The 19,164-nt window shown below is 66.0% G+C and carries 20 protein-coding genes, 1 tRNA gene and 1 pseudogene; 9 read left to right on the top strand and 13 right to left on the bottom strand.

The annotated features are described in order from the left end of the window. The first annotated feature begins 13 nt into the window (after window positions 1–13). Both L810_RS19065 and L810_RS19060 read left to right on the top strand, forming a co-directional pair. Window positions 14–883 (top strand): ATP-binding protein, encoded by an 870-nt coding sequence (locus L810_RS19065; RefSeq protein WP_021159904.1) that lies wholly within the window; start codon window positions 14–16, stop codon window positions 881–883. Beyond that, window positions 880–1,323, top strand: a complete 444-nt coding sequence (locus L810_RS19060) for an NUDIX domain-containing protein (RefSeq protein ID WP_021159903.1) — start codon at window positions 880–882, stop codon at window positions 1,321–1,323. Before L810_RS19065 ends, L810_RS19060 begins: the two co-directional genes overlap by 4 nt. A gap of 72 nt (window positions 1,324–1,395) precedes the next feature. Here L810_RS19060 and L810_RS19055 read toward each other — a convergent pair whose 3' ends face one another. The 9 genes from L810_RS19055 to L810_RS19015 form a co-directional block, all read right to left on the bottom strand. After that, a complete protein-coding gene (locus tag L810_RS19055) occupies window positions 1,396–1,596 on the bottom strand; it encodes a DNA gyrase inhibitor YacG (protein WP_021159902.1) in 201 nt (66 codons plus the stop codon). Between the two features lie 28 nt (window positions 1,597–1,624). Further along, on the bottom strand, window positions 1,625–2,380 hold the full coding sequence (gene zapD, locus L810_RS19050; RefSeq protein WP_021159901.1) for a cell division protein ZapD: 756 nt from the start codon (window positions 2,378–2,380) through the stop codon (window positions 1,625–1,627). Window positions 2,381–2,489: 109 nt separating this feature from the next. Then, window positions 2,490–3,098, bottom strand: coding sequence for a dephospho-CoA kinase (gene coaE / locus L810_RS19045; RefSeq protein ID WP_021159900.1), 609 nt, complete (start codon window positions 3,096–3,098; stop codon window positions 2,490–2,492). A gap of 1 nt (window position 3,099) precedes the next feature. Beyond that, the gene (locus L810_RS19040; protein WP_021159899.1) at window positions 3,100–4,011 is read right to left on the bottom strand and encodes a prepilin peptidase; all 912 of its coding nucleotides are present in this window, start codon (window positions 4,009–4,011) and stop codon (window positions 3,100–3,102) included. A gap of 46 nt (window positions 4,012–4,057) precedes the next feature. Next, window positions 4,058–5,269 (bottom strand): type II secretion system F family protein, encoded by a 1,212-nt coding sequence (locus L810_RS19035; protein ID WP_021159898.1) that lies wholly within the window; start codon window positions 5,267–5,269, stop codon window positions 4,058–4,060. After that, on the bottom strand, window positions 5,266–6,543 hold the full coding sequence (locus L810_RS19030) for a GspE/PulE family protein (protein WP_021159897.1): 1,278 nt from the start codon (window positions 6,541–6,543) through the stop codon (window positions 5,266–5,268). The genes L810_RS19035 and L810_RS19030 overlap by 4 nt, the downstream gene beginning before the upstream one ends. An 83-nt stretch (window positions 6,544–6,626) precedes the next feature. After that, complete coding sequence (locus L810_RS19025) at window positions 6,627–7,919, bottom strand: HlyC/CorC family transporter (protein WP_021159896.1); 1,293 nt, start codon at window positions 7,917–7,919, stop codon at window positions 6,627–6,629. A gap of 142 nt (window positions 7,920–8,061) precedes the next feature. After that, a tRNA-Pro gene (locus L810_RS19020) sits at window positions 8,062–8,138 on the bottom strand. Between the two features lie 177 nt (window positions 8,139–8,315). Beyond that, on the bottom strand, window positions 8,316–9,311 hold the full coding sequence (locus L810_RS19015) for a polyprenyl synthetase family protein (RefSeq protein ID WP_042975355.1): 996 nt from the start codon (window positions 9,309–9,311) through the stop codon (window positions 8,316–8,318). A gap of 210 nt (window positions 9,312–9,521) precedes the next feature. Between L810_RS19015 and rplU the strand changes: the two genes are divergently transcribed. The 4 genes from rplU to proB all read left to right on the top strand — a co-directional run bounded on the left by rplU (window position 9,522) and on the right by proB (window position 12,631). Further along, complete coding sequence (gene rplU, locus L810_RS19010; RefSeq protein WP_006025184.1) at window positions 9,522–9,833, top strand: 50S ribosomal protein L21; 312 nt, start codon at window positions 9,522–9,524, stop codon at window positions 9,831–9,833. Window positions 9,834–9,857: 24 nt separating this feature from the next. After that, entirely contained in the window at window positions 9,858–10,121 is a 264-nt protein-coding gene (rpmA, locus tag L810_RS19005) for a 50S ribosomal protein L27 (RefSeq protein ID WP_006476999.1), read from the top strand. Between the two features lie 188 nt (window positions 10,122–10,309). Further along, complete coding sequence (obgE, locus tag L810_RS19000; protein WP_042975354.1) at window positions 10,310–11,422, top strand: GTPase ObgE; 1,113 nt, start codon at window positions 10,310–10,312, stop codon at window positions 11,420–11,422. Between the two features lie 90 nt (window positions 11,423–11,512). Next, window positions 11,513–12,631 carry a glutamate 5-kinase gene (proB, locus tag L810_RS18995; RefSeq protein WP_042975353.1) on the top strand — a complete coding sequence of 373 codons (1,119 nt, stop codon included), beginning with the start codon at window positions 11,513–11,515 and terminating at the stop codon, window positions 12,629–12,631. Between the two features lie 104 nt (window positions 12,632–12,735). Here the strand turns inward: proB and L810_RS18990 are convergent, their stop codons facing one another. Both L810_RS18990 and L810_RS18985 read right to left on the bottom strand, forming a co-directional pair. Beyond that, window positions 12,736–13,344: a CNP1-like family protein gene (locus tag L810_RS18990; protein ID WP_021159894.1), complete on the bottom strand. Its 609-nt coding sequence runs from the start codon at window positions 13,342–13,344 to the stop codon at window positions 12,736–12,738. A gap of 13 nt (window positions 13,345–13,357) precedes the next feature. Further along, entirely contained in the window at window positions 13,358–14,005 is a 648-nt protein-coding gene (locus tag L810_RS18985; protein WP_042975352.1) for an RNA pyrophosphohydrolase, read from the bottom strand. Between the two features lie 228 nt (window positions 14,006–14,233). Between L810_RS18985 and L810_RS18980 the strand changes: the two genes are divergently transcribed. Both L810_RS18980 and L810_RS18975 read left to right on the top strand, forming a co-directional pair. After that, window positions 14,234–15,970, top strand: a complete 1,737-nt coding sequence (locus L810_RS18980; protein WP_021159892.1) for a proline--tRNA ligase — start codon at window positions 14,234–14,236, stop codon at window positions 15,968–15,970. 21 nt (window positions 15,971–15,991) lie between these two features. Next, on the top strand, window positions 15,992–16,594 hold the full coding sequence (locus tag L810_RS18975; RefSeq protein WP_009688453.1) for a MarC family protein: 603 nt from the start codon (window positions 15,992–15,994) through the stop codon (window positions 16,592–16,594). A 79-nt stretch (window positions 16,595–16,673) separates the two neighbouring features. On the opposite strand, the gene L810_RS18970 is transcribed toward L810_RS18975, so the two are convergent. Both L810_RS18970 and ffh read right to left on the bottom strand, forming a co-directional pair. Then, complete coding sequence (locus L810_RS18970; protein WP_021159891.1) at window positions 16,674–17,225, bottom strand: hypoxanthine-guanine phosphoribosyltransferase; 552 nt, start codon at window positions 17,223–17,225, stop codon at window positions 16,674–16,676. A gap of 94 nt (window positions 17,226–17,319) precedes the next feature. After that, a complete protein-coding gene (gene ffh / locus L810_RS18965; RefSeq protein WP_021159890.1) occupies window positions 17,320–18,687 on the bottom strand; it encodes a signal recognition particle protein in 1,368 nt (455 codons plus the stop codon). 89 nt (window positions 18,688–18,776) lie between these two features. On the opposite strand from ffh, the pseudogene L810_RS18960 reads away from it, so the two are divergent. Further along, window positions 18,777–19,164 (top strand): annotated as a pseudogene (locus tag L810_RS18960) (inner membrane protein YpjD); the annotation flags it as partial.

Below are 19,164 nucleotides of genomic sequence, written 5' to 3'. Positions count from 1 at the left end.
GTGCCTGAACGACATGGACAAGCTTGAACAGTTTCTGACGCGCGCGGAAGCGCTGCTCGGTCGTCTCGAGGGGATGTTGCCGCCCGCGCAGGCAGCGGTCGACTGGAATGCCGCACACGCATTCCGCTGGCGCAAGCGCCAGGGGCGCGGTTATCTGCAGCCGGTGCCGGCCGTGTCGTCGATCACGCTCGACGACCTCCACAATATCGATCGCCAGAAAGGGTTGATCGACCAGAACACGCGGCAGTTCGTGCAGCAGAAGCCGGCGAACAACGTGCTGCTGACCGGCGCGCGCGGTACCGGCAAGTCGTCGCTGATCAAGGCGTGCCTGAACGCGTATGCGAAGGACGGGCTGCGTCTGATCGAAGTCGACAAGGACGACCTGCACGATCTCGGCGACATCGTCGACCTGATCTCGCAGCGTCCCGAACGTTTCATCGTGTTCTGCGACGACCTGTCGTTCGAGGAAGGCGAGTCGGGCTACAAGGCGCTGAAGGTCGCGCTCGACGGCTCGATCGCCGCGCAGTCGGACAACGTGCTGATCTACGCGACGTCGAACCGCCGCCATCTGCTGCCCGAGTACATGAGCGACAACGAGACGTACAAGCATCTCCCGGATGGCGAGATTCACCCCGGCGAAGTCGTCGAGGAGAAGATCTCGCTGTCGGAGCGCTTCGGTCTGTGGGTCAGCTTCTATCCGTTCAAGCAGGACGACTATCTCGACATCGTCGGGCACTGGCTGCGTCATTTTGGTTGCCCGGATGCGGAGATCGAGTCCGCGCGCGGCGATGCGCTCGTGTGGGCGCTCGAGCGCGGCTCGCGGTCGGGGCGCGTCGCGTGGCAGTTTGCGCGTGACTGGTCGGGTCGCAAGGAGCAAGCATGAGCGCGGATCAGGCGCAGGGCGCCGTGCGGGCGCCGGACGGCCGCAAGGTGACGGAAGTCGCGGTCGGCGTGATGGTGCAGCCGGACGGCCGGTATCTGCTCGCGCAGCGGCTGAAGGGCAAGCCGTATGAAGGTTACTGGGAGTTCCCGGGCGGCAAGCTGGAGGCCGGCGAAAGCGTCGAGGACGCGCTGGCGCGCGAGCTGCACGAGGAACTCGGCATCGAAGTCACTGCCAGCCACCGCTGGCACACGCTCGAGCACGATTATCCGCATGCGTACGTGCGGCTCTATTTCTGCAAGGTGACGGGCTGGACGGGCGAGCCGCACAGCAAGGAAGGGCAGGCGTTCGTGTGGCAGCAACTGCCGGTCGAAGTCGCGCCGCTGTTGCCGGCGGCGCTGCCGGTGCTCGAACTGCTCGAGAAGGAAGCGGCGTCCCAATGACGCCGTGGCGGCCCACCTGAAACGCGGGCCAGATCGGCGGGCGGCACGGCGGACGGCGGCGCTGCGCGCCGCTCAGCTGTCGCGGCGGTTGTCCGTGCCGTCTTCTTCCGATGACGGACCCTCGTCGGAGGAACCGCCGATCCGATACTTTTCCGCGGCCCATGCGCCGAGGTCGAGCTGCTTGCAGCGGGCCGAACAGAAGGGACGGAACTTGTTTTCAGGCGTCCAGCGCACTTCCGCGCCGCACGAAGGACATTTCACGACGGTAGTCATACGAAAGCGTTGAACCGGCACGCGGCCGTTACAGATTGCACAGTGTCAGATGGAACGGCACGTCGATGTCCACCGCGCGCGGCCGCACGTCGCCGTCCTGCATGGTGAACCGTACCCACAGCATGTATTTGTTGGCGCTTGCCTCGGGGATGACGCGCAATTCCGGCGCCACGCGCACCTGCATCAACTGATAGGTGCGGCCGGACAACATCTGCTGGTAGCTGCCCTGCATCGCCATGACCTTCGACGCCTGGCCCGATTCGCGCGCGAGCCGCAGCACGATCGCAGCGGCATCGCGCAGCGGCAGCATCGGCAGGATCCATTTCGCGATGTCCTGGCGCCGCTGCTCGGCGGGCCATTGCTGCCATGCGTAGTACGACGGCAGGTCGAACTTGCACGTGCCGCCCGGAATCACCGCACGGCTGCGGATGCTGGCGAGCCACTCGTTGTCGACGAGGTGCTGACCGGTCTTGCCCTGCATCTGCGCGAGATTCGCGAGCGTCTGCTCGATTTCGCCGAGCACGGCTTCGAGCGCGTTCTGCTCGATGCCCGGATTGCCGCGAAAGGGGGCGAGCGTCTGGCGTTGACGTTCGAGCTCCTTCATCAGATCCGATTTCAGGTCCGCGCGGCCCGTTACCTCGGCAATTTCGAACAGCGTCGTCAGCGCGACGTGGTGTTCACGCGGGTCCTCCTGAGCCAAAAAGAACGCGAAGCGCTCGAAGAGATCTTCGAGGCGCAACAGCGTGCGAATTCGCTCGTTGAACGGATACTCGTAAAGAATCAAGCGCGCTCGCCTCTTGGGTAGGGATGGAAACAATGCAGGACATTCTAATGCCCACGCTCTACCCTAGCAACGCGCCAATTTCGTACACCATCACGATCGCGCGCGAGGCTCAGTGCGCAGCGAGCGCGAACCCGAGATAGCGTTGGTGCAGTGCATCGACCTGCGCGGCAAGCGCATCGGGCGTCGTCGCGTCGTTGACGATAACGTCGTCGGCCGCCGCGAGGCGGGCCTCGCGCGACGCCTGCCGCGCGATGATCGCCTCGACCTGCTCGCGCGTGAAGCCGTTGCGCTGCATCACGCGTGCGATCTGCGTTTCGACCGGACAGTCGACGACGAGCACGCGATCGCAGCGCGCCTTCCAGTTGCCGGATTCGACGAGCAGCGGCACGACGAATATCACGTATGGGCCTTGCGCTTCGCGCGCCTCACGATCGGTCTCCGCCCGGATCAGCGGGTGCGTGATCGCTTCGAGGCGCCGGCGCGCGTCGTCGTCGCTGAAGATCAGTGCGCGCATCTGCGCGCGGTCGAGCGAGCCGTCGGCAGCAACGAAGCCGCGGCCGAATGCCTGTTCGATCGCGGGCATCGCGAGGCCGCCCGGCGCGGTGATGCGATGGGCGATCAGATCGGTATCGACCAGCGATGCGCCTCGGGCGGCGAACAGGTCGGCGACGGTCGTCTTGCCGCTGCCGATGCCGCCGGTGAGTCCAATTGCGAACATGTCAGCCTCCGAGCGCCGAATAGAAAGGGGTGCCGAAAAACAGCGTCGCGACACCGCCTGCCGCGAGGAACGGGCCGAACGGAATCGGCTCCTCGAAGCGCATGCGACCGCGCCAGGTCGCGACGAGCCCGACGACCGCGCCCGTCACCGCGGCGAACAGCACGACCTGCGGCAGTGCGGCCCAGCCCATCCATGCGCCGAGCGCGGCGAGCAGTTTCAGGTCGCCGAAACCGATGCCCTCGATGCCGCGCAGCCATTTGAACAGCCAGTAGACCGACCACAGGAACAGGTAGCCGGCCATGGCCCCGATCACGGCCGAGCGCAGCGATGTGAACGTGCCGCCGAGGTTCAGCACGAGCCCGGCCCAGAGGAGCGGCAGCGTCATCGAGTCGGGCAGGTAGCCTGTGCGGATATCGATCGCGCTCATCGCGAGCAGCGCGGCGCACAGCGCGAACGCGGCGAGCGCGGCGACGGTCGGGCCGAATGCCGCGAGCGAGCCGGCGGCGAGCAGCGCGCATGCGAGTTCGACGAGCGGATAACGGATGCCGATCGCGTGGCCGCAGCGTCGGCAGCGCCCGCGCAGGATCAGGTAGCTGACGAGCGGGATGTTTTCCCATGCGCGCAGCACGTGGCCGCACTGCGGGCAAGCGCTGCGCGGGCGCCACAGATCGTAGCGCGGCGGGTAGCCGTCTTCGTGCGTGGCACGCGTGTTGCCGGTCGCTTCGTCGATCTCGGCCTGCCATGCGCGCTGCATCATCACGGGCAGCCGGTGCACGACCACGTTCAGGAAGCTGCCGACGCACAGGCCGATGACGACCGCGAACGCGTACTGCAGCGCGGGCGGCAGCATCGCCAGCGCGAGCAGCGTGCTCTCGGGCGAATCGGTAACGGCGGACAAGGGCGCTGGCGTCATGAGGCTCAAGGTTCGGACTTAAAAGGCGACAGAATCGGTTGCGATGCTACACCACGTTGCCGAGCTGAAGGATGGGCAGGTACATCGCGATCACGAGGCCGCCGACGAGTGCGCCCAGTACGATCACGATCAGCGGTTCGCCGAGCGCGGCGAGCGTATCGAGATGCGCGTCGAGCTGGCGCTCGCACAGCGCGGCGATGTCGGCGAGCATCGTGTCGAGCGCACCGGTCTCCTCGGCGACGGCGATCGGCTGCACGACGTCGTCCGGAAAGCAGCCGGCCGACTGCATCGCGTCCGCGAGACGCGCGCCGCGCAGCACGTGGGCGGCAATGTGGGCGGTAGCGCGCTCGAACACGGGATGGCCGGCCGTGCGTTCGAGCGTGGTGAAGGCGTCTGCGAGCGGCACGCCGGCGCCAAGCAGCGTCGCCAGCGATCGGCACCAGCGCGCGGCCGCGAACCGGCTCATCGCGCTCCCCGCGAGCGGGACCTGCAGCAGGCGCCGCGCGACGGCGTGGCGCAGTGGCGCCGACAGCCGTAGTGCGCGATGGGCGGCCAGCGCGGCTGCCGCCGTACCGGCAACCAGCACACCGCCCCACGCCGACAGTGCCGAGGACAACGCGAGCAGCGCACGGGTCGGTGCCGGCAGTGCGGCGCCGAAACCGTCGAAGATCTGGCGGAACGTCGGTACGACCCACACCATCAACGCGGCCGAGATCGCGAGCCCGAACAGGATGACGGCCGCCGGATAGGCAAGCGCGGCCCGCAGCTTGCGCCATTGCGCGTCGGCGCGCTCGCGGTGCTCCGCGACCCGGGTCAGCACGACCCCGAGCGAGCCTGACGCTTCGCCGACCTCGATCAACTGGCGATACAGTGTGCCGAACTGCGCCGGATAGCGTGCGAGTGCATCGGCGAAGCGATGGCCGGCGACGATCTCGCGTGCGAGACCGGCGGCGATGCGCGGCAGGCCGTCGCGTGGCCGCGTGCGCGCGAGCATCTCGAGCGACGGCGCGAGCGGCAACCCGGCCTGCAGGAGGCTCGCGAGCTGGCGCGTGAAGCGCGTGACGTCCCGCGTGCCGGCCGTTGGCGGCCGGGCCGGCCCGCGGATGTCGAGCGACAGGACTGCGATGCCGTCGCGTGCGAGCGCGGCGCGTGCATTCGCGGCGTCGAACGCGATGATGATCCCGCGGCGTGGCGTGCCGTCGCGATGGCGGCCGCGCCATGCGAAGCGGCTTTCGCGCGGCGTTGTGCGCATGCTCATGCCGCAGGTGTCGCGGCGATGGCTTCCGCGATGCTCGTCGTGCCGTCCCGGACGCGCGCGAACGCCGCGTCGCGCAAACTGCGCACGCCTTCGGCCGCCGCGCATTGCGCGAGTTCGCCGACGCTTGCCCGGGCGACGATGCGTTCCGCCAGCCGGGGCGATACCGGCATCGTCTGATGCAGGCCGATGCGGCCGCGATAGCCGATGCCGTGACAGGCCGAACAGCCTCGCGCGACGAACGGCCGCCATCCCGCGGCGAGAGCAGCCGGGTCGCAGCCGGCGTCGTGCAATACGGGCACCGGTGCGTCCGAGTGCATGCGGCAGGTAGTGCACAGCCGCCGCACGAGGCGCTGCGCGGTGACGAGGTGCAGCGCGGCCGCGAGGTTGTATGGAGCGACCCCGATGTCGAGCAGCCGCGCGACGGCGGCTGGCGCGTCGTTCGTGTGCAGCGTCGACAGCACAAGATGGCCGGTCTGCGCGGCCTTGATCGCGACGTCGGCCGTCTCCGCATCGCGAATCTCGCCGACCATGATGATGTCCGGATCCTGCCGCAGCAGCGCGCGCAGTGCCGTCGCGAACGTGAGCCCCGCCTTTTCGGCGACGCCGACCTGGCTGATGCCGTCGAGCTGGATCTCGGCGGGATCCTCCACCGTGCAGACGTTGTGCGCGTCGCGATCGAGCATCTGCAGCGCGCAGTAGAGCGACAGCGTCTTGCCGCTGCCGGTCGGGCCCGTGACGAGCACGAGGCCATGCGGTGCGCGTATCGCGGCTTCCATCGCGGCCGCCTGTTGCGCGTCGAAGCCGAGACGGGCGAGCGTGAGGTCGGTCGGCAGGGTTTCGAGGCGCCGCAGCACGAGTTTTTCACCGAACAACGTCGGCAGCGAACTGACGCGGTAGTCGCCGCGCGTACCGCCGTCGATCGCGATGCGCAGCCTGCCGTCCTGCGGGAGCCGTCGCTCGGCGATGTCCATGCGTGCGAGCACCTTGATCCGCGTGACGAGCGCGTCGCGCAGATGAAGAGGTGGCCGCGCATGTTCGTGCAGCACGCCGTCGATGCGCAGGCGGATGCGCCAGCCGGCTTCGAACGGTTCGACGTGGATGTCGGATGCGTCGCGCACGCGTGCCGCGTGAAGCGTGTCCGTCAGCAGCCGCACGGCCGGCGCGTCGTCGAGCTGGGCCGCGTCGAGCGCGCGCGGTGCGGTGACGGGCGTTGCATCGGAATGAGCGGGCGGCGGCTGCGTGCGCAGCGGCGCCCCGGGAGGAGTGAAATGCATGTGAGCCGGCACGCTGGCCGCCAGTTGACCGTGACCAGCAGATGGTCGCGCGTCGCGGGCGGCGCCGGCAGTCGGCCGTTCGGCTAACGCGCGGCGGCGCGTGCGGTGCGCGAGCCGCGCGGCTTGAAGAGCTTGACGGTGCGCACGGCCTGATCGTCGCTGCGCATCACCTCGAGCATCACGTCGCCGATTTTCAGGCACACGTCGTCTTCCGGAATTTCCTCGAGGATTTCGAGGACCAGTCCGTTCAGCGTCTTCGGCCCGTCGGTCGGCAGCTTCAGGTGCAGCCAGCGATTCAGTTCGCGCAGCGGCATGCTCGCCGAGACGATGCATTCGCCGTTCTCGTCCCAGCCGCCCGCGCGTTCGCTGCGCGGCATCGATGTCGTGAATTCGCCGATCAGCTCCTCGATGATGTCTTCGGGCGTGACGAGGCCTTCGAGTTCGCCGTACTCGTTGACGACGAGCGCGGTCCGCTGCCGCGTTTCCTGGAAAAACTGGAGCTGCTGGACCACCGGCGTGCCCGACGGCACGTAGTACGGCTCGGCGAGCAGCGTGCGCAGCGTCTCGCGGTCGAACTCCTGGTTGTGCAGCGCGGTCAGCGTCTTGCGGACGTGCAGCACGCCGAGCACCTTGTCGATGTCGCCTTCGTAGACGACAAGCCGGTTGTGATAGCAGGTTTCGAGCTGGTGCAGGACGTCGTCGAGCGGCGCGTAGAAGTTGAGCGACTCGATCTGGCGGCGCGGCACCATCACGTCGTCGACCGTGATGTTCTCGAGGTCGAACAGGTTGAGCAGGATGCTGCGGTGCTTGGTCGGCATGAAACTGCTCGACTCGAGCACGATGGCCCGCAGCTCGTCGGCCGACATCCGCTGGTCGCGGCCCTTCTTCGTGTTGATGCGCAGCACCCACAGCACGCCGTTCGCGAGCGCGTTGACGAACCAGACGACCGGCTTGAACACGCGCATCAGCGGCGCGATCACGAGGCTCGCGGGCAGTGCGATGCGTTCGGGGAACGTCGCGCCGACGATCTTCGGCGCGATTTCGGCGAACACGATGATCAGGAACGCGACGATGCCGGTCGCGATCGACAGCGCGAGGTTGTTGCGGCCGAACGTATGGAGCGCGAGCGACGTCGTCAGGACCGGGATGATCGTGTTGAACAGGTTGTTGCCGATCAGGATCACGCTGAGCAGCAGGTCAGTGCGCGTCAGCAACCCCTGCGTGGTTTTCGCGCCGAGCGCACCCTGGCCGGCGAGATGCTTCAGCCGATGGCGATTGAGCGCCATCATCGCGGTCTCGGAAATGGAAAAGAAGCTGGAACAGAGGAGAAGCAGGAAGACGGCGCCGATTTGCGCCCATAAGGGAATTTGGTCCACGCGTTGGAAGGAGCAGTGAAGGACAGGGATGGGGGAAATATAGCAGAGGCCGGCGACCGTGATGTGTCGTGCGCGACACGAGGGGGCCGCGGCGGCCGGACGAAAAAAAACCGTGCACATGGTGCACGGTTTTTTCAAAATCTGGTCGGGGTGAGAGGATTCGAACCTCCGGCCTCTACGTCCCGAACGTAGCGCTCTACCAGGCTAAGCTACACCCCGATTTCTACTCTTCCGATTTCGCCGTCTTCTTCAAGACCGCTGCGTCGTCAAGCAAGAACATAACTATAACGACGTTTCTTCAAGAAGGGAAGCCCTTGGAGAAAAAATTTTTCGAGACAGGTGATTTTCCCGTGTCGAACATGTGTCGCAGCCGTGGCGGCGACACATGACATGCAATCAGGACTGCCGCGACGTCGAGTAAGAGCACAGCGCGAGCAGGCTCTCCTTGTAGATTGAATCGGGGAATGCGGCGATCGCGGCCGCTGCCGCCTGCGCTTCCTGGCGCGCACATTCGAGCGTGTGATCCAGTGCGCCCGAGCGCGTGATCGCTTCGAAAATCGTGTCGAAGCGATCGGTGCCGCCCTGTTCGATCGCCTCGCGTGCCAGCGCTGCCTGCTCGGGCGTGCCGCGCTCGATCAGATAGATGAGCGGCAGTGTCGGCTTGCCTTCGCGGAGGTCGTCGCCGGCATTCTTGCCCATTGCCTCGACGGTGCCCGCGTAGTCGAGCCAGTCGTCCATGATCTGGAATGCGGTGCCGATCCGGCGGCCGTATTCGGCGGCGGCGGCCTCGGTCGGCGCATCGGCGCCCGCGAGCACCGCGCCCAGGCGTGCCGATGCCTCGAACAGCTTGGCCGTCTTGTAGCGGATCACCTGCATGTAGCGCGCTTCGTCGACGTCCGCGTCGTGCATGTTGAGGAGCTGCAGCACCTCGCCTTCGGAAATGATCGTCGTCGCTTCGGACAGGATCTCCATCACGCGCATCTTGCCGACGCCGACCATCATCTCGAACGAGCGCGAATAGAGGTAGTCGCCTACCAGCACGCTCGCCGCGTTGCCGAACAGCGCATTGGCGGTCTGGCGGCCGCGGCGCAGCTCGGATTCGTCGACGACGTCGTCGTGCAGCAGCGTGGCCGTGTGGATGAACTCGACGACGGCGGCCAGCACGTGCCGCTGGTGCGACGTCTCGCCGAGTGCACCGGCGACGAGCAGCAGCAACGCCGGGCGCAGCCGCTTGCCGCCCGCGCCGATGATGTACTCGGCGATCTGGTTGATCAACAGCACGTCGGACGCGAGGCTTTGCCGGATAACGCGATTCACCTGCTCCATGTCGCTGGTGATCGGAGCGAGCAGGTGGGCGGCGCTGAGGGTGGGGGAGGCGGTGGACGACGACATGATGATGGAATTGGGTGATGCCGCGGATTATAAGTCGAATCCGAGATATCCCGGTCTGTCACACGTGCCGCAGCCGCGAATTTGGCCGTTCGGCCGAGGCCCGCGCGTGGCAATCGTCGATCGGTTTTGACTTCGGTGCTAACCCCATGTATAATCACGTGTTTTCCGCGCGTGGTGTGCGGAAAAATTGGATCCAGAGTGAGGTTCTCAATGTACGCGGTCATAAAAACCGGCGGCAAGCAGTACAAGGTTGCCGTTGGCGAAAAACTCAAAGTAGAACAGATACCGGCTGACATTGACGCTGAAATCACGCTCGACCAGGTTCTCGCAGTGGGCGAAGGCGAATCGATTAAGTTCGGTACGCCGCTGGTCAGTGGGGCTTCCGTCAAGGCCACCGTTGTGTCGCACGGTCGTCATGCCAAGGTCACCATCTTCAAGATGCGTCGCCGGAAGCACTACCAAAAGCACGGCGGCCACCGCCAGAACTACACTGAGCTGCGCATCGACGCGATCAACGCGTAAGCGCCTCGGTAAAGGAGCAATCAGATGGCACACAAAAAGGCAGGCGGCTCTTCCCGGAACGGCCGCGACTCCGAGTCGAAACGTCTCGGCGTGAAAGTGTACGGCGGCCAGGCAATCAATGCCGGCGGCATCATCGTGCGTCAGCGCGGTACGCGCATGCACGCAGGCGAGAACGTCGGCATGGGCAAGGATCACACCCTGTTCGCGCTGGTCGACGGTCACGTCAAGTTCGCGACGAAGGGCGCGGACAAGAAGCATCTGGTCATCGTCGTCCCGGCGGCTGCCTAAGTTCAGGCACCCACGGGCTTCGTAGCCGAAAGGCCCCGCAGTCTTCGCGGGGCCTTTTTTTATTTGGCCGCCGGGCGCGTGCGCGTTCCGGCGACCGTTGCGCAACCGGCGTACGATCGGCCGAACGGCAGATTGTTCAAGCGTGCCGGCGCGCGGCACAATAGCGGAAATACTGGGCGGAGTGACGAATGAAGTTCATTGACGAAGCACGAATCGAAGTCATCGCCGGCGACGGAGGCGATGGCAGTGCGTCGATGCGCCGCGAGAAATTCGTCCCGTTCGGCGGGCCGGACGGCGGCGACGGCGGTCGGGGCGGTAGCGTGTACGCGATCGCCGACCGCAACATCAACACGCTGATCGACTACCGTTACGCGAAGAAGCATCTGGCGCGCAACGGCGAAAACGGGCGAGGCTCGGATTGTTACGGCAAGGGTGGCGACGACGTCACGCTGCGCATGCCGGTCGGCACGATCATCAGCGACATGGATACCGGCGAGCTGATCGCCGACCTGACCGAGCACGACCAGCAGGTGATGCTTGCGCAGGGCGGTGCCGGCGGGCTCGGCAACCTGCATTTCAAGTCGAGCACGAACCGCGCGCCGCGCCAGAAGACGGACGGCAAGCCCGGCGAACGTCGCATGCTGAAGCTCGAGCTGAAGGTGCTCGCCGATGTCGGCCTGCTCGGCATGCCGAACGCAGGCAAGTCGACGTTCATCTCGTCGGTGTCGAATGCGCGGCCGAAGATCGCCGACTACCCGTTCACGACGCTTGCGCCGAATCTCGGCGTGGTGCGGGTCGGCCCGAGCAAGAGCTTCGTGATCGCCGACATCCCGGGGCTGATCGAGGGTGCCGCCGAAGGCGCGGGCCTCGGCCATCAGTTCCTGCGCCACCTGCAGCGCACCGGCGTGCTGCTGCATCTGGTCGATCTCGCGCCGTTCGACGAAAGCGTCGATCCGGTTGCCGAAGCGACGGCGATCGTCGGCGAGCTGCGCAAATACGACGAGGCGCTCTACGAGAAGCCGCGCTGGCTCGTGCTCAACAAGCTCGACATGGTGCCGGAAGACGAGCGCAAGGCGCGCGTCGCGGATTTCCTCGAGCGCTTCGAGTGGGACGGCCCGGTGTTCGAGATTTCGGCACTGACGGGCCAGGGCTGTGAAGCACTGTGCTACGCGATCTACGACTACCTCTCCGAACATTCGGACGCGCATCGCGCGGCGGAGGCGGAAGATCTCGCGGCGGACGTGCGTTTCCGCGACGCGCCGCCTGCGAAGGGCGAGGCCGCGCCGGGCGACGACGCCTGAGTGGTTCCGGAGCGCGCCGGGCGTGCCGCCCGGCGTCGGCGCTCGATCGCGCCCGGCCGGGCAGGCATCAGATACAGGAGACAGTGCAGGATGCGTTCGATCATCGCGGATTCGAAGCGATTGGTGGTGAAGGTGGGCTCCAGCCTCGTGACCAACGACGGCAAGGGGCTCGATCATGCTGCAATCGGCCGCTGGGCGGCCCAGATCGCCGCGTTGCGCGCCCAGGGTAAGGAAGTCGTGCTCGTCAGCTCGGGCGCGATTGCCGAAGGGATGCAGCGGCTCGGCTGGAGCAAGCGGCCGCGGGAAATCGACGAGTTGCAGGCGGCGGCCGCGGTCGGCCAGATGGGGCTTGCGCAGGTCTACGAGAGCCGCTTCACCGAGCACGACATCCGCACCGCGCAGATCCTGCTGACGCATGCCGATCTGGCGGATCGCGAGCGCTACCTGAATGCGCGATCGACGCTGCTGACGCTGTTGCGGCTCGGCGTCGTGCCGATCATCAACGAGAACGACACGGTCGTCACCGATGAAATCAAGTTCGGCGACAACGACACGCTCGGCGCGCTCGTTGCAAACCTGATCGAAGGCGATGCGCTGATCATCCTGACCGACCAGTCGGGGCTGTTTACGGCCGATCCGCGCAAGGATCCGAGCGCGACACTCGTCGCGGAAGCGAATGCGGGCGCGCCGGAACTCGAGGCGATGGCGGGCGGTGCGGGCTCGAGCCTTGGCCGCGGCGGGATGCTGACGAAGATTCTCGCGGCGAAGCGCGCGGCGCACAGCGGTGCAAATACGGTAATCGCGAGCGGCAGGGAGTCCGACGTGCTCGTGCGTCTGGCGGCCGGCGAGGCGATCGGCACGCAACTGATCGCACGTACCGCACGGATGGCGGCGCGCAAGCAGTGGATGGCCGACCACCTGCAGGTGCGCGGCCATGTCGTGATCGATGCGGGCGCGGTCGAGAAACTGACGGCCGGCGGCAAGAGCCTGCTGCCGATCGGCGTGATCGACGTACAGGGTGCGTTCGCGCGCGGCGAAGTCATCGCGTGTGTCGGCCCCGACGGGCGCGAAGTGGCGCGCGGGCTCACGAACTACAGCAGCGCGGAGACGAAACTGATTCACCGCAAGCCGAGCGGCGAGATCGAATCCGTGCTCGGCTACATGCTGGAGCCCGAACTGATCCATCGCGACAATCTGGTGCTGGTGTGATCATTCGCGTTGCCGGTTCAGGCCGTCAAATGAAAAAGCCCGCGTGATGCGGGCTTTTTCATGCAGCGGACGGCAGAAAGTGCGGCGGCGGGCGCCGCGCGCCATCAGCGCAACTGACTCATCGCGGTACGGTGAAACCGGATGTTCTCCAGGATCTGCCGGGTCGAGCCTTGCGGCATCTTGTTCGCGCAGAAGTAATCCTGATACAGCGCCGAGTGGTAGGCATTCAGCTCGCCGTTCTCGATGCGCTGCCAATCGTTCTCGACCGTGCGATCCCAGCCGTCGTGGTCCGAATTCAGGCCGGCATACTGGCGCCATTCATAGGTGTCGCAGCGGATGCCCTCGTAGTTCACGTTGCGCGCGCCGGCCGGGCTCGTGACGACGACCGCGTAGCGCACGACGCCGTCGGTGCCGACCGCGAGCGACTTCGCATCGACGAAGAACTTGAGCGGCGTGTTCTGCGATACGTTGAACGGCAGCAGGTCGCTCGCCTGCGGCAGCGGCGGCAGCGAGTCGACCGTGTTTTCCTTCCAGGTTCCCTGGCGGTCCAGCAGATACACGAACTCGCTGTCATCCTTGTTGCTCGGTGTCTTCGAATTCGCGCAACCTGCCAGCGTGGCCACCGCGGCAATCGATGCGAGCGCGAGAGCAATCGCTTTCAATATGCATTCCTCGTAAAAAAAGGGCGCGACACCAAGGTCGCGCCCGGTCATGCAGTTCGATTCGTCATTTGCCGACGATCACGTGGGGCGGCATCTCGTCGAGCGTGCTCGCTTCCACTTCGATCTCCGAACAGACTACCGATGCGTCGACAATCGTCAGCGTCTGCTGGGCCGGTGCGCCAATGACGCGCGGATAGCGCGACAGACGCGGCCCACGCGGCTTCTCGGCTCGCTGCGCCGGGCGGCGCAGGAAGCGCGACAGTTCCGTCAGCGCCAACTGATAGACATCCCGCTTGAACTCGATCACCGCATCGAGCGGCACCCAGTACTCGTTCCAGCGCCACGCATCGAACTCCGGGTGGTCGGTCGCGCGCAAGCAAATGTCGCAATCGCGTCCGACCATCCGCAGCAGGAACCAGATCTGCTTCTGGCCGCGGTAATGACCGCGTACTTCGCGTTTGATGAACTTGTCAGGCACCTCATAACGCAACCAGTCGCGAGTGCGGCCGATTATCTTGACGTGTTCCGGATGCAGGCCCGTTTCCTCGTGCAGCTCCCGGTACATCGCCTGCATGGGGGTCTCGCCGTACTTGATCCCACCTTGAGGAAACTGCCAGGAATGCTCGCGGAGCCGCTTGCCCCAAAACACCTCGTTGCGCGCGTTCAAGAGGATGATGCCGACGTTCGGGCGAAAGCCTTCACGATCCAGCATACAACCACCTTCGAATCCTTTAAAATTGCTTTGATTATAAACAGATAACGGGCGCTGCGCACCGTAGCGGAGCGAATCCGCGCGGGGTACACCGGCTGAATTGTCCCTGATTAGTCTGCTACGTCGTCTGCGCCATCGTCGTCCATTGCTGTTCGCCGCGCGCAGCTTTTTCACCTTGAAACTTTTTCGGGCGCCCCGCCTGGGGGCGCCGTTTTTGGAACCGTCCGCATGAAAGCTTCCCGTTTCTTTATCGGCACCCTGAAAGAAGCACCCGCCGACGCAGAGATCGTCAGCCACAAGCTGATGGTGCGCGCCGGCATGATCCGTCGCGTCGCCGGCGGCATCTATAACTACCTGCCGGTCGGCCTGCGTTCGATTCGCAAGGTCGAGGCGATCGTGCGCGAGGAAATGAACCGGGCGGGCGCCATCGAGCTGCTGATGCCGGCCGTGCAGCCGGCCGAGCTGTGGCAGGAATCGGGCCGCTGGGAACAGTACGGCCCCGAGCTGCTGCGCTTCAAGGACCGCAAGGACAACGACTTCGTGATCGGGCCGACGCACGAGGAAGTCATCACCGACATCGCGCGCAACCAGATCAAGAGTTACCGGCAGATGCCGGTGAACTTCTACCAGATCCAGACGAAGTTCCGCGACGAGATCCGTCCGCGCTTCGGCGTGATGCGCGGCCGCGAATTCATCATGAAAGACGCGTACTCGTTCGACAAGGATGCGGCCGGCCTGAACGAGTCGTATCGCAAGATGTACGACGCGTACGTGCGCATCTTCACGCGTCTCGGCCTCGAGTTCCGCGCGGTCGCGGCCGACAGCGGCTCGATCGGCGGCAACTTCTCGCACGAATTCCACGTGATCGCCGACACCGGTGAGGACGCGATCGCGTACTGCCCGACGTCCGAGTTCGCGGCGAACGTCGAGGCGGCCGAAGCGCTGCCGCTGATCGCCGAACGCGCGGCGCCGGCCGAAGCGATGGAAAAGGTCGCGACGCCGGGCAAGGCGAAGTGCGAAGCCGTCGCCGAACTGCTGGCCATCCCGCTCGAGCGCACGATCAAGTCGATCGTGCTCGCGACCGACAACGAAGGCGCCGAGCCGACCATCTGGCTCGTGATGCTGCGCGGCGACCACGACCTGAACGAGATCAAGGTGTCGAAGCTGCCGGGCCTGAAGAACCACCGCTTCGCGACCGAGCAGGAAATCGTCGAGTGGTTCGGCACGCCGCCGGGCTACCTCGGCCCGGTCGGCACGAAGAAACCGGTGAAGGTGATCGCCGATCGCACGGTCGCGAACATGAGCGACTTCGTCGTCGGTGCGAACGAGGTCGACTATCACATCGCCGGCGTGAACTGGGGCCGCGACCTGCCCGAGCCGGACGTCGCCGACGTGCGCAACGTGAAGAAGGGCGACCCGTCGCCGGACGGCAAGGGCGTGATCGACATCTGCCGCGGCATCGAGGTCGGCCATGTGTTCCAGCTCGGCACCAAGTATTCGGAAGCGATGGGCGCGACGTTCCTCGACGAGTCGGGCAAGCCGCAGCCGATGCTGATGGGCTGCTACGGCGTCGGCGTCACGCGTATCCTCGGCGCGGCGATCGAGCAGAACTTCGACGACCGCGGCATCATCTGGCCCGAATCGATCGCGCCGTTCGAAGTCGTGCTGTGCCCGATGGGCTATGACCGCAGCGACATGGTGCGCGAGACCGCCGACAAGCTGTACGCGGAACTCGCCGCGGCCGGCATCGACGTGATCCTCGACGATCGCGGCGAGCGCCCGGGCGTGATGTTCGCCGACTGGGAGCTGATCGGCGTGCCGCATCGGCTCGTGATCGGCGAGCGCGGCCTGAAGGAAGGCAAGATCGAGTATCAGGGCCGCCGCGACGCCGAAGCGACGCTGCTGCCGGCCGACGCGGCTGCGGCGACGGTCGTGGAGAAGATCCGCGCCGCGCTCGCGCGCTAAGCGCACCGACCGGGGAACGCGGTGGAATACACCTTCCTGTCGGCCACCGTGCTCCTGGTGCTGATCACCGATCCGCTCGGCAACATCCCGCTGTTCATTTCGGCCATGCGGGATGTGCCGCGCGAGCGGCGCGTGAAGCTGATCCTGCGTGAAGTGGGGATCGCGTTCGTGATCCTGCTGTTCTTCATGCTGGTCGGCGACCGCTTCCTGCGGATGATGAGCCTCACCGACCTGTCGTTGCGGCTCGGCGGCGGGATCGTGCTGTTCCTGATTGCGCTGCGGATGATCTTCCCGCATCCGGACGGCGCACTCGGCAACGATCCGCGCGCGGGCGGCGAGCCGTTCATCGTGCCGCTCGCGATTCCGGCGCTCGCCGGGCCGTCGGCGCTCGCGACGGTGATGCTGCTGACGTCGCAGGGGCCCGGCAAGATGCTCGAGTGGGTCGGCGCGCTGACGGTCACGATGATCGTCTGCGCGGTGACGCTCGTGCTGGCCGAGCGGATCCAGCAATGGATCGGCGAACGGACCGTCGCGGCGTTCGAGCGGTTGATGGGCCTCGTGCTCGTCGCGATTTCGGTCGAGATGATGCTGGGCGGCATCCGCGCATTTGTGCACCAGCTGTAGGCGGCGCGGCGCGTGCCCACAAAAAAGCGGCGCTCCGGGAAACCGGAGCGCCGCTTTCTTATAGTGCGGAGCGGGGCGCTCAGACGTTCGTGGTCAGCGCGCGGATCGTCGGCAGGTTGCGCCAGTAGCCCTTCGCATCCATCCCACAGCCGAACACGTAGCGATCCGGCACCGCGAAGCCGCAGAAGTCGGGGTGCAGCGGCTTTGCCTTCGCGAGCGTCTTCTCGCACAGCACGGCCGACATGAAGCGCTTCGCGCCCATGTCGAGGATGCGGTCGCGGATCGCGGCCATCGTCTCGCCTTCGTCGAGGATGTCGTCGAGCACGAGCACGATCCGGTCTTTCACCGATTCGCGCGGCGCGACGCGCCAGTGCATTTCCGGGCTGCCCTGCGTCGTGTTGCGGTAGCGGGTCAGGTGGATGTAGTCGAATTCGAGCGGGAAATCGAGATGCGGCAGCAGCATCCCGGTAAACACCGCGGCGCCGCCCATCACCGAGAGAACGAGCGGGAACGCATCGCCGATCTCGGCGCGGATCGCGTCGGCCATCCGGGAGATCGACGCATTGACGGCGTCGGCCGAGACGATCTCTTCGGAGTGGTTGAAAATGTGGAGGGCTTCTTCGCGGTTCATGTGTTCTGGCGGGCAGTCGGTATACAAATAAGAATGAAGCAGAACGGCCGGCGCGCGCTACAGCAAAAACCCGCGCGCCGGCCGATCGGCGGAATCAGCGCATGCCGGGCATCATGCCCTTCAGGCCGCGCATCATCTTCTGCATGTTGCCGCCCTTCAGCTTCTTCATCATCGTACGCATCTGGTCGTACTGGTTCAGCATCCGGTTGACTTCCTGCACCGGCACGCCCGCGCCGGCTGCAATGCGGCGCTTGCGCGTCGCCTTGATGATCTCGGGTTTCGCGCGCTCGGCGGGCGTCATCGAGCTGATGATGCCTTCCATCCGGCGGATCGACTTCTCGGCCTGGCCCATGTCGGCGCCGGCCGCCGCCTGCTGGAACTGCGCCGGAAGCTTATCCATCAGCGACGACAGGCCGCCCATGTTCTTCATCTGCGAGATCTGCGCGCGGAAATCGTTCAGGTCGAAGTCGCCGCCTTTCTTGACCTTGTCGGCGAGCTTCTGCGCGGCCTGCACGTCGACGCCGCGCTGCGCCTCCTCGACGAGGGCGAGGATGTCGCCCATGCCGAGGATCCGGTTTGCCATCCGGTCGGGGTGGAACACCTCGAGACCGTCGAGCTTCTCGGCCACGCCGACGAACTTGATCGGCTTGCCCGTGACGTGACGCACCGACAGCGCGGCGCCGCCGCGCGAATCGCCGTCGAGCTTGGTCAGCACGACACCGGTGAGCGGCAGCGTGTCGTTGAACGCCTTCGCGGTGTTGACCGCGTCCTGGCCGAGCATCGCGTCGACGACGAACAGCGTTTCGGCCGGCTTCAGCGTGCCGTGCAGCGCGGCGATTTCCTGCATCATCGCCTCGTCGATACCGAGGCGGCCGGCCGTATCGACGATCAGCACGTCATGGTAGTGGCGCTTCGCCCAGTCGACGGCCGCGACTGCGATGTCGACGGGCTTCTGATCCGGCGTGGACGGGAAGAAGTCGGCGCCGACCTGTTCGCTCACCGTTTTCAGCTGCATGATTGCGGCCGGGCGATACACGTCGCACGACACGGTCAGCACCTTCTTCTTGTACTTCTCGCGCAGCAGCTTCGCGAGCTTGCCGGCGGTCGTGGTCTTGCCCGCGCCCTGCAGGCCGGCCATCAGGATCACCGCGGGCGGCGTGACCGCGAGGTTCAGCTCGGCGGCCTTGCCTTCGTAGTCGCCGCCGATCACGGCGGTCAGTTCCTTCTGGACCACGCCGACGAGCGCCTGACCCGGCGACAGGCTGCTGATCACTTCTTCGCCGAGCGCCTTTTCCTTGACCTTGGCGATGAATTCGCGGACGACCGGCAGCGAAACGTCGGCCTCCAGCAGCGCGAGACGCACCTCGCGGAGCATCTCCTGCGTGTTCGCCTCGGTAAGCCGGGCCTCGCCGCGCAGCGTCTTGACGACGCGCGCCATCCGTTGAGTGAGATTGTCGAGCATGGGGAGCGATGGACAGTGGGGCCCGAAGGCGCGGCGGAACCGAACAAAGGGAGCCGTCGCGGGAAGGGGGCCTAGTGTAAACTTCGAACATGGATATTGTACTGTATGCCCTCACCGCATTCCTGTACGGCGGCCTTGCCGTCGCAGGCTGGCGCACGCACCGCCAGGGCGCGACGCCGCTCGTCGCGAGCGTGCCGGCCGTGCCGGTCCCCGCGTCCGCCGCGTCCGGGATGAGCGGGGCCGGCCGCGCGCTGCTGTTCGCCGCGCTCGTCGCGCACGGCGTGCTGCTCCATACGACCATCTTCCCGCACGACGCGATGGTGTTCGGCTTCGCGTTCGCGCTGTCCGCGATGTTCTGGCTCGGCGCCGGCATCTACTGGATCGAGAGCTTCTTCTTCCCGCTCGACAGCCTGCGGCTGCTCGTGCTGCCGCTCGCGTGCGGTGCGTCGCTGCTGCCGCTCGTGTTCGGCGGCGTGC

Source organism: Burkholderia sp. AU4i (assembly GCF_000466765.1).
In the GTDB taxonomy this organism is placed as follows: Bacteria; Pseudomonadota; Gammaproteobacteria; order Burkholderiales; family Burkholderiaceae; genus Burkholderia; species Burkholderia cepacia.
Note: the sequence above shows the minus strand (reverse complement) of the source record. Positions and strands in the feature narration are given on the sequence as shown.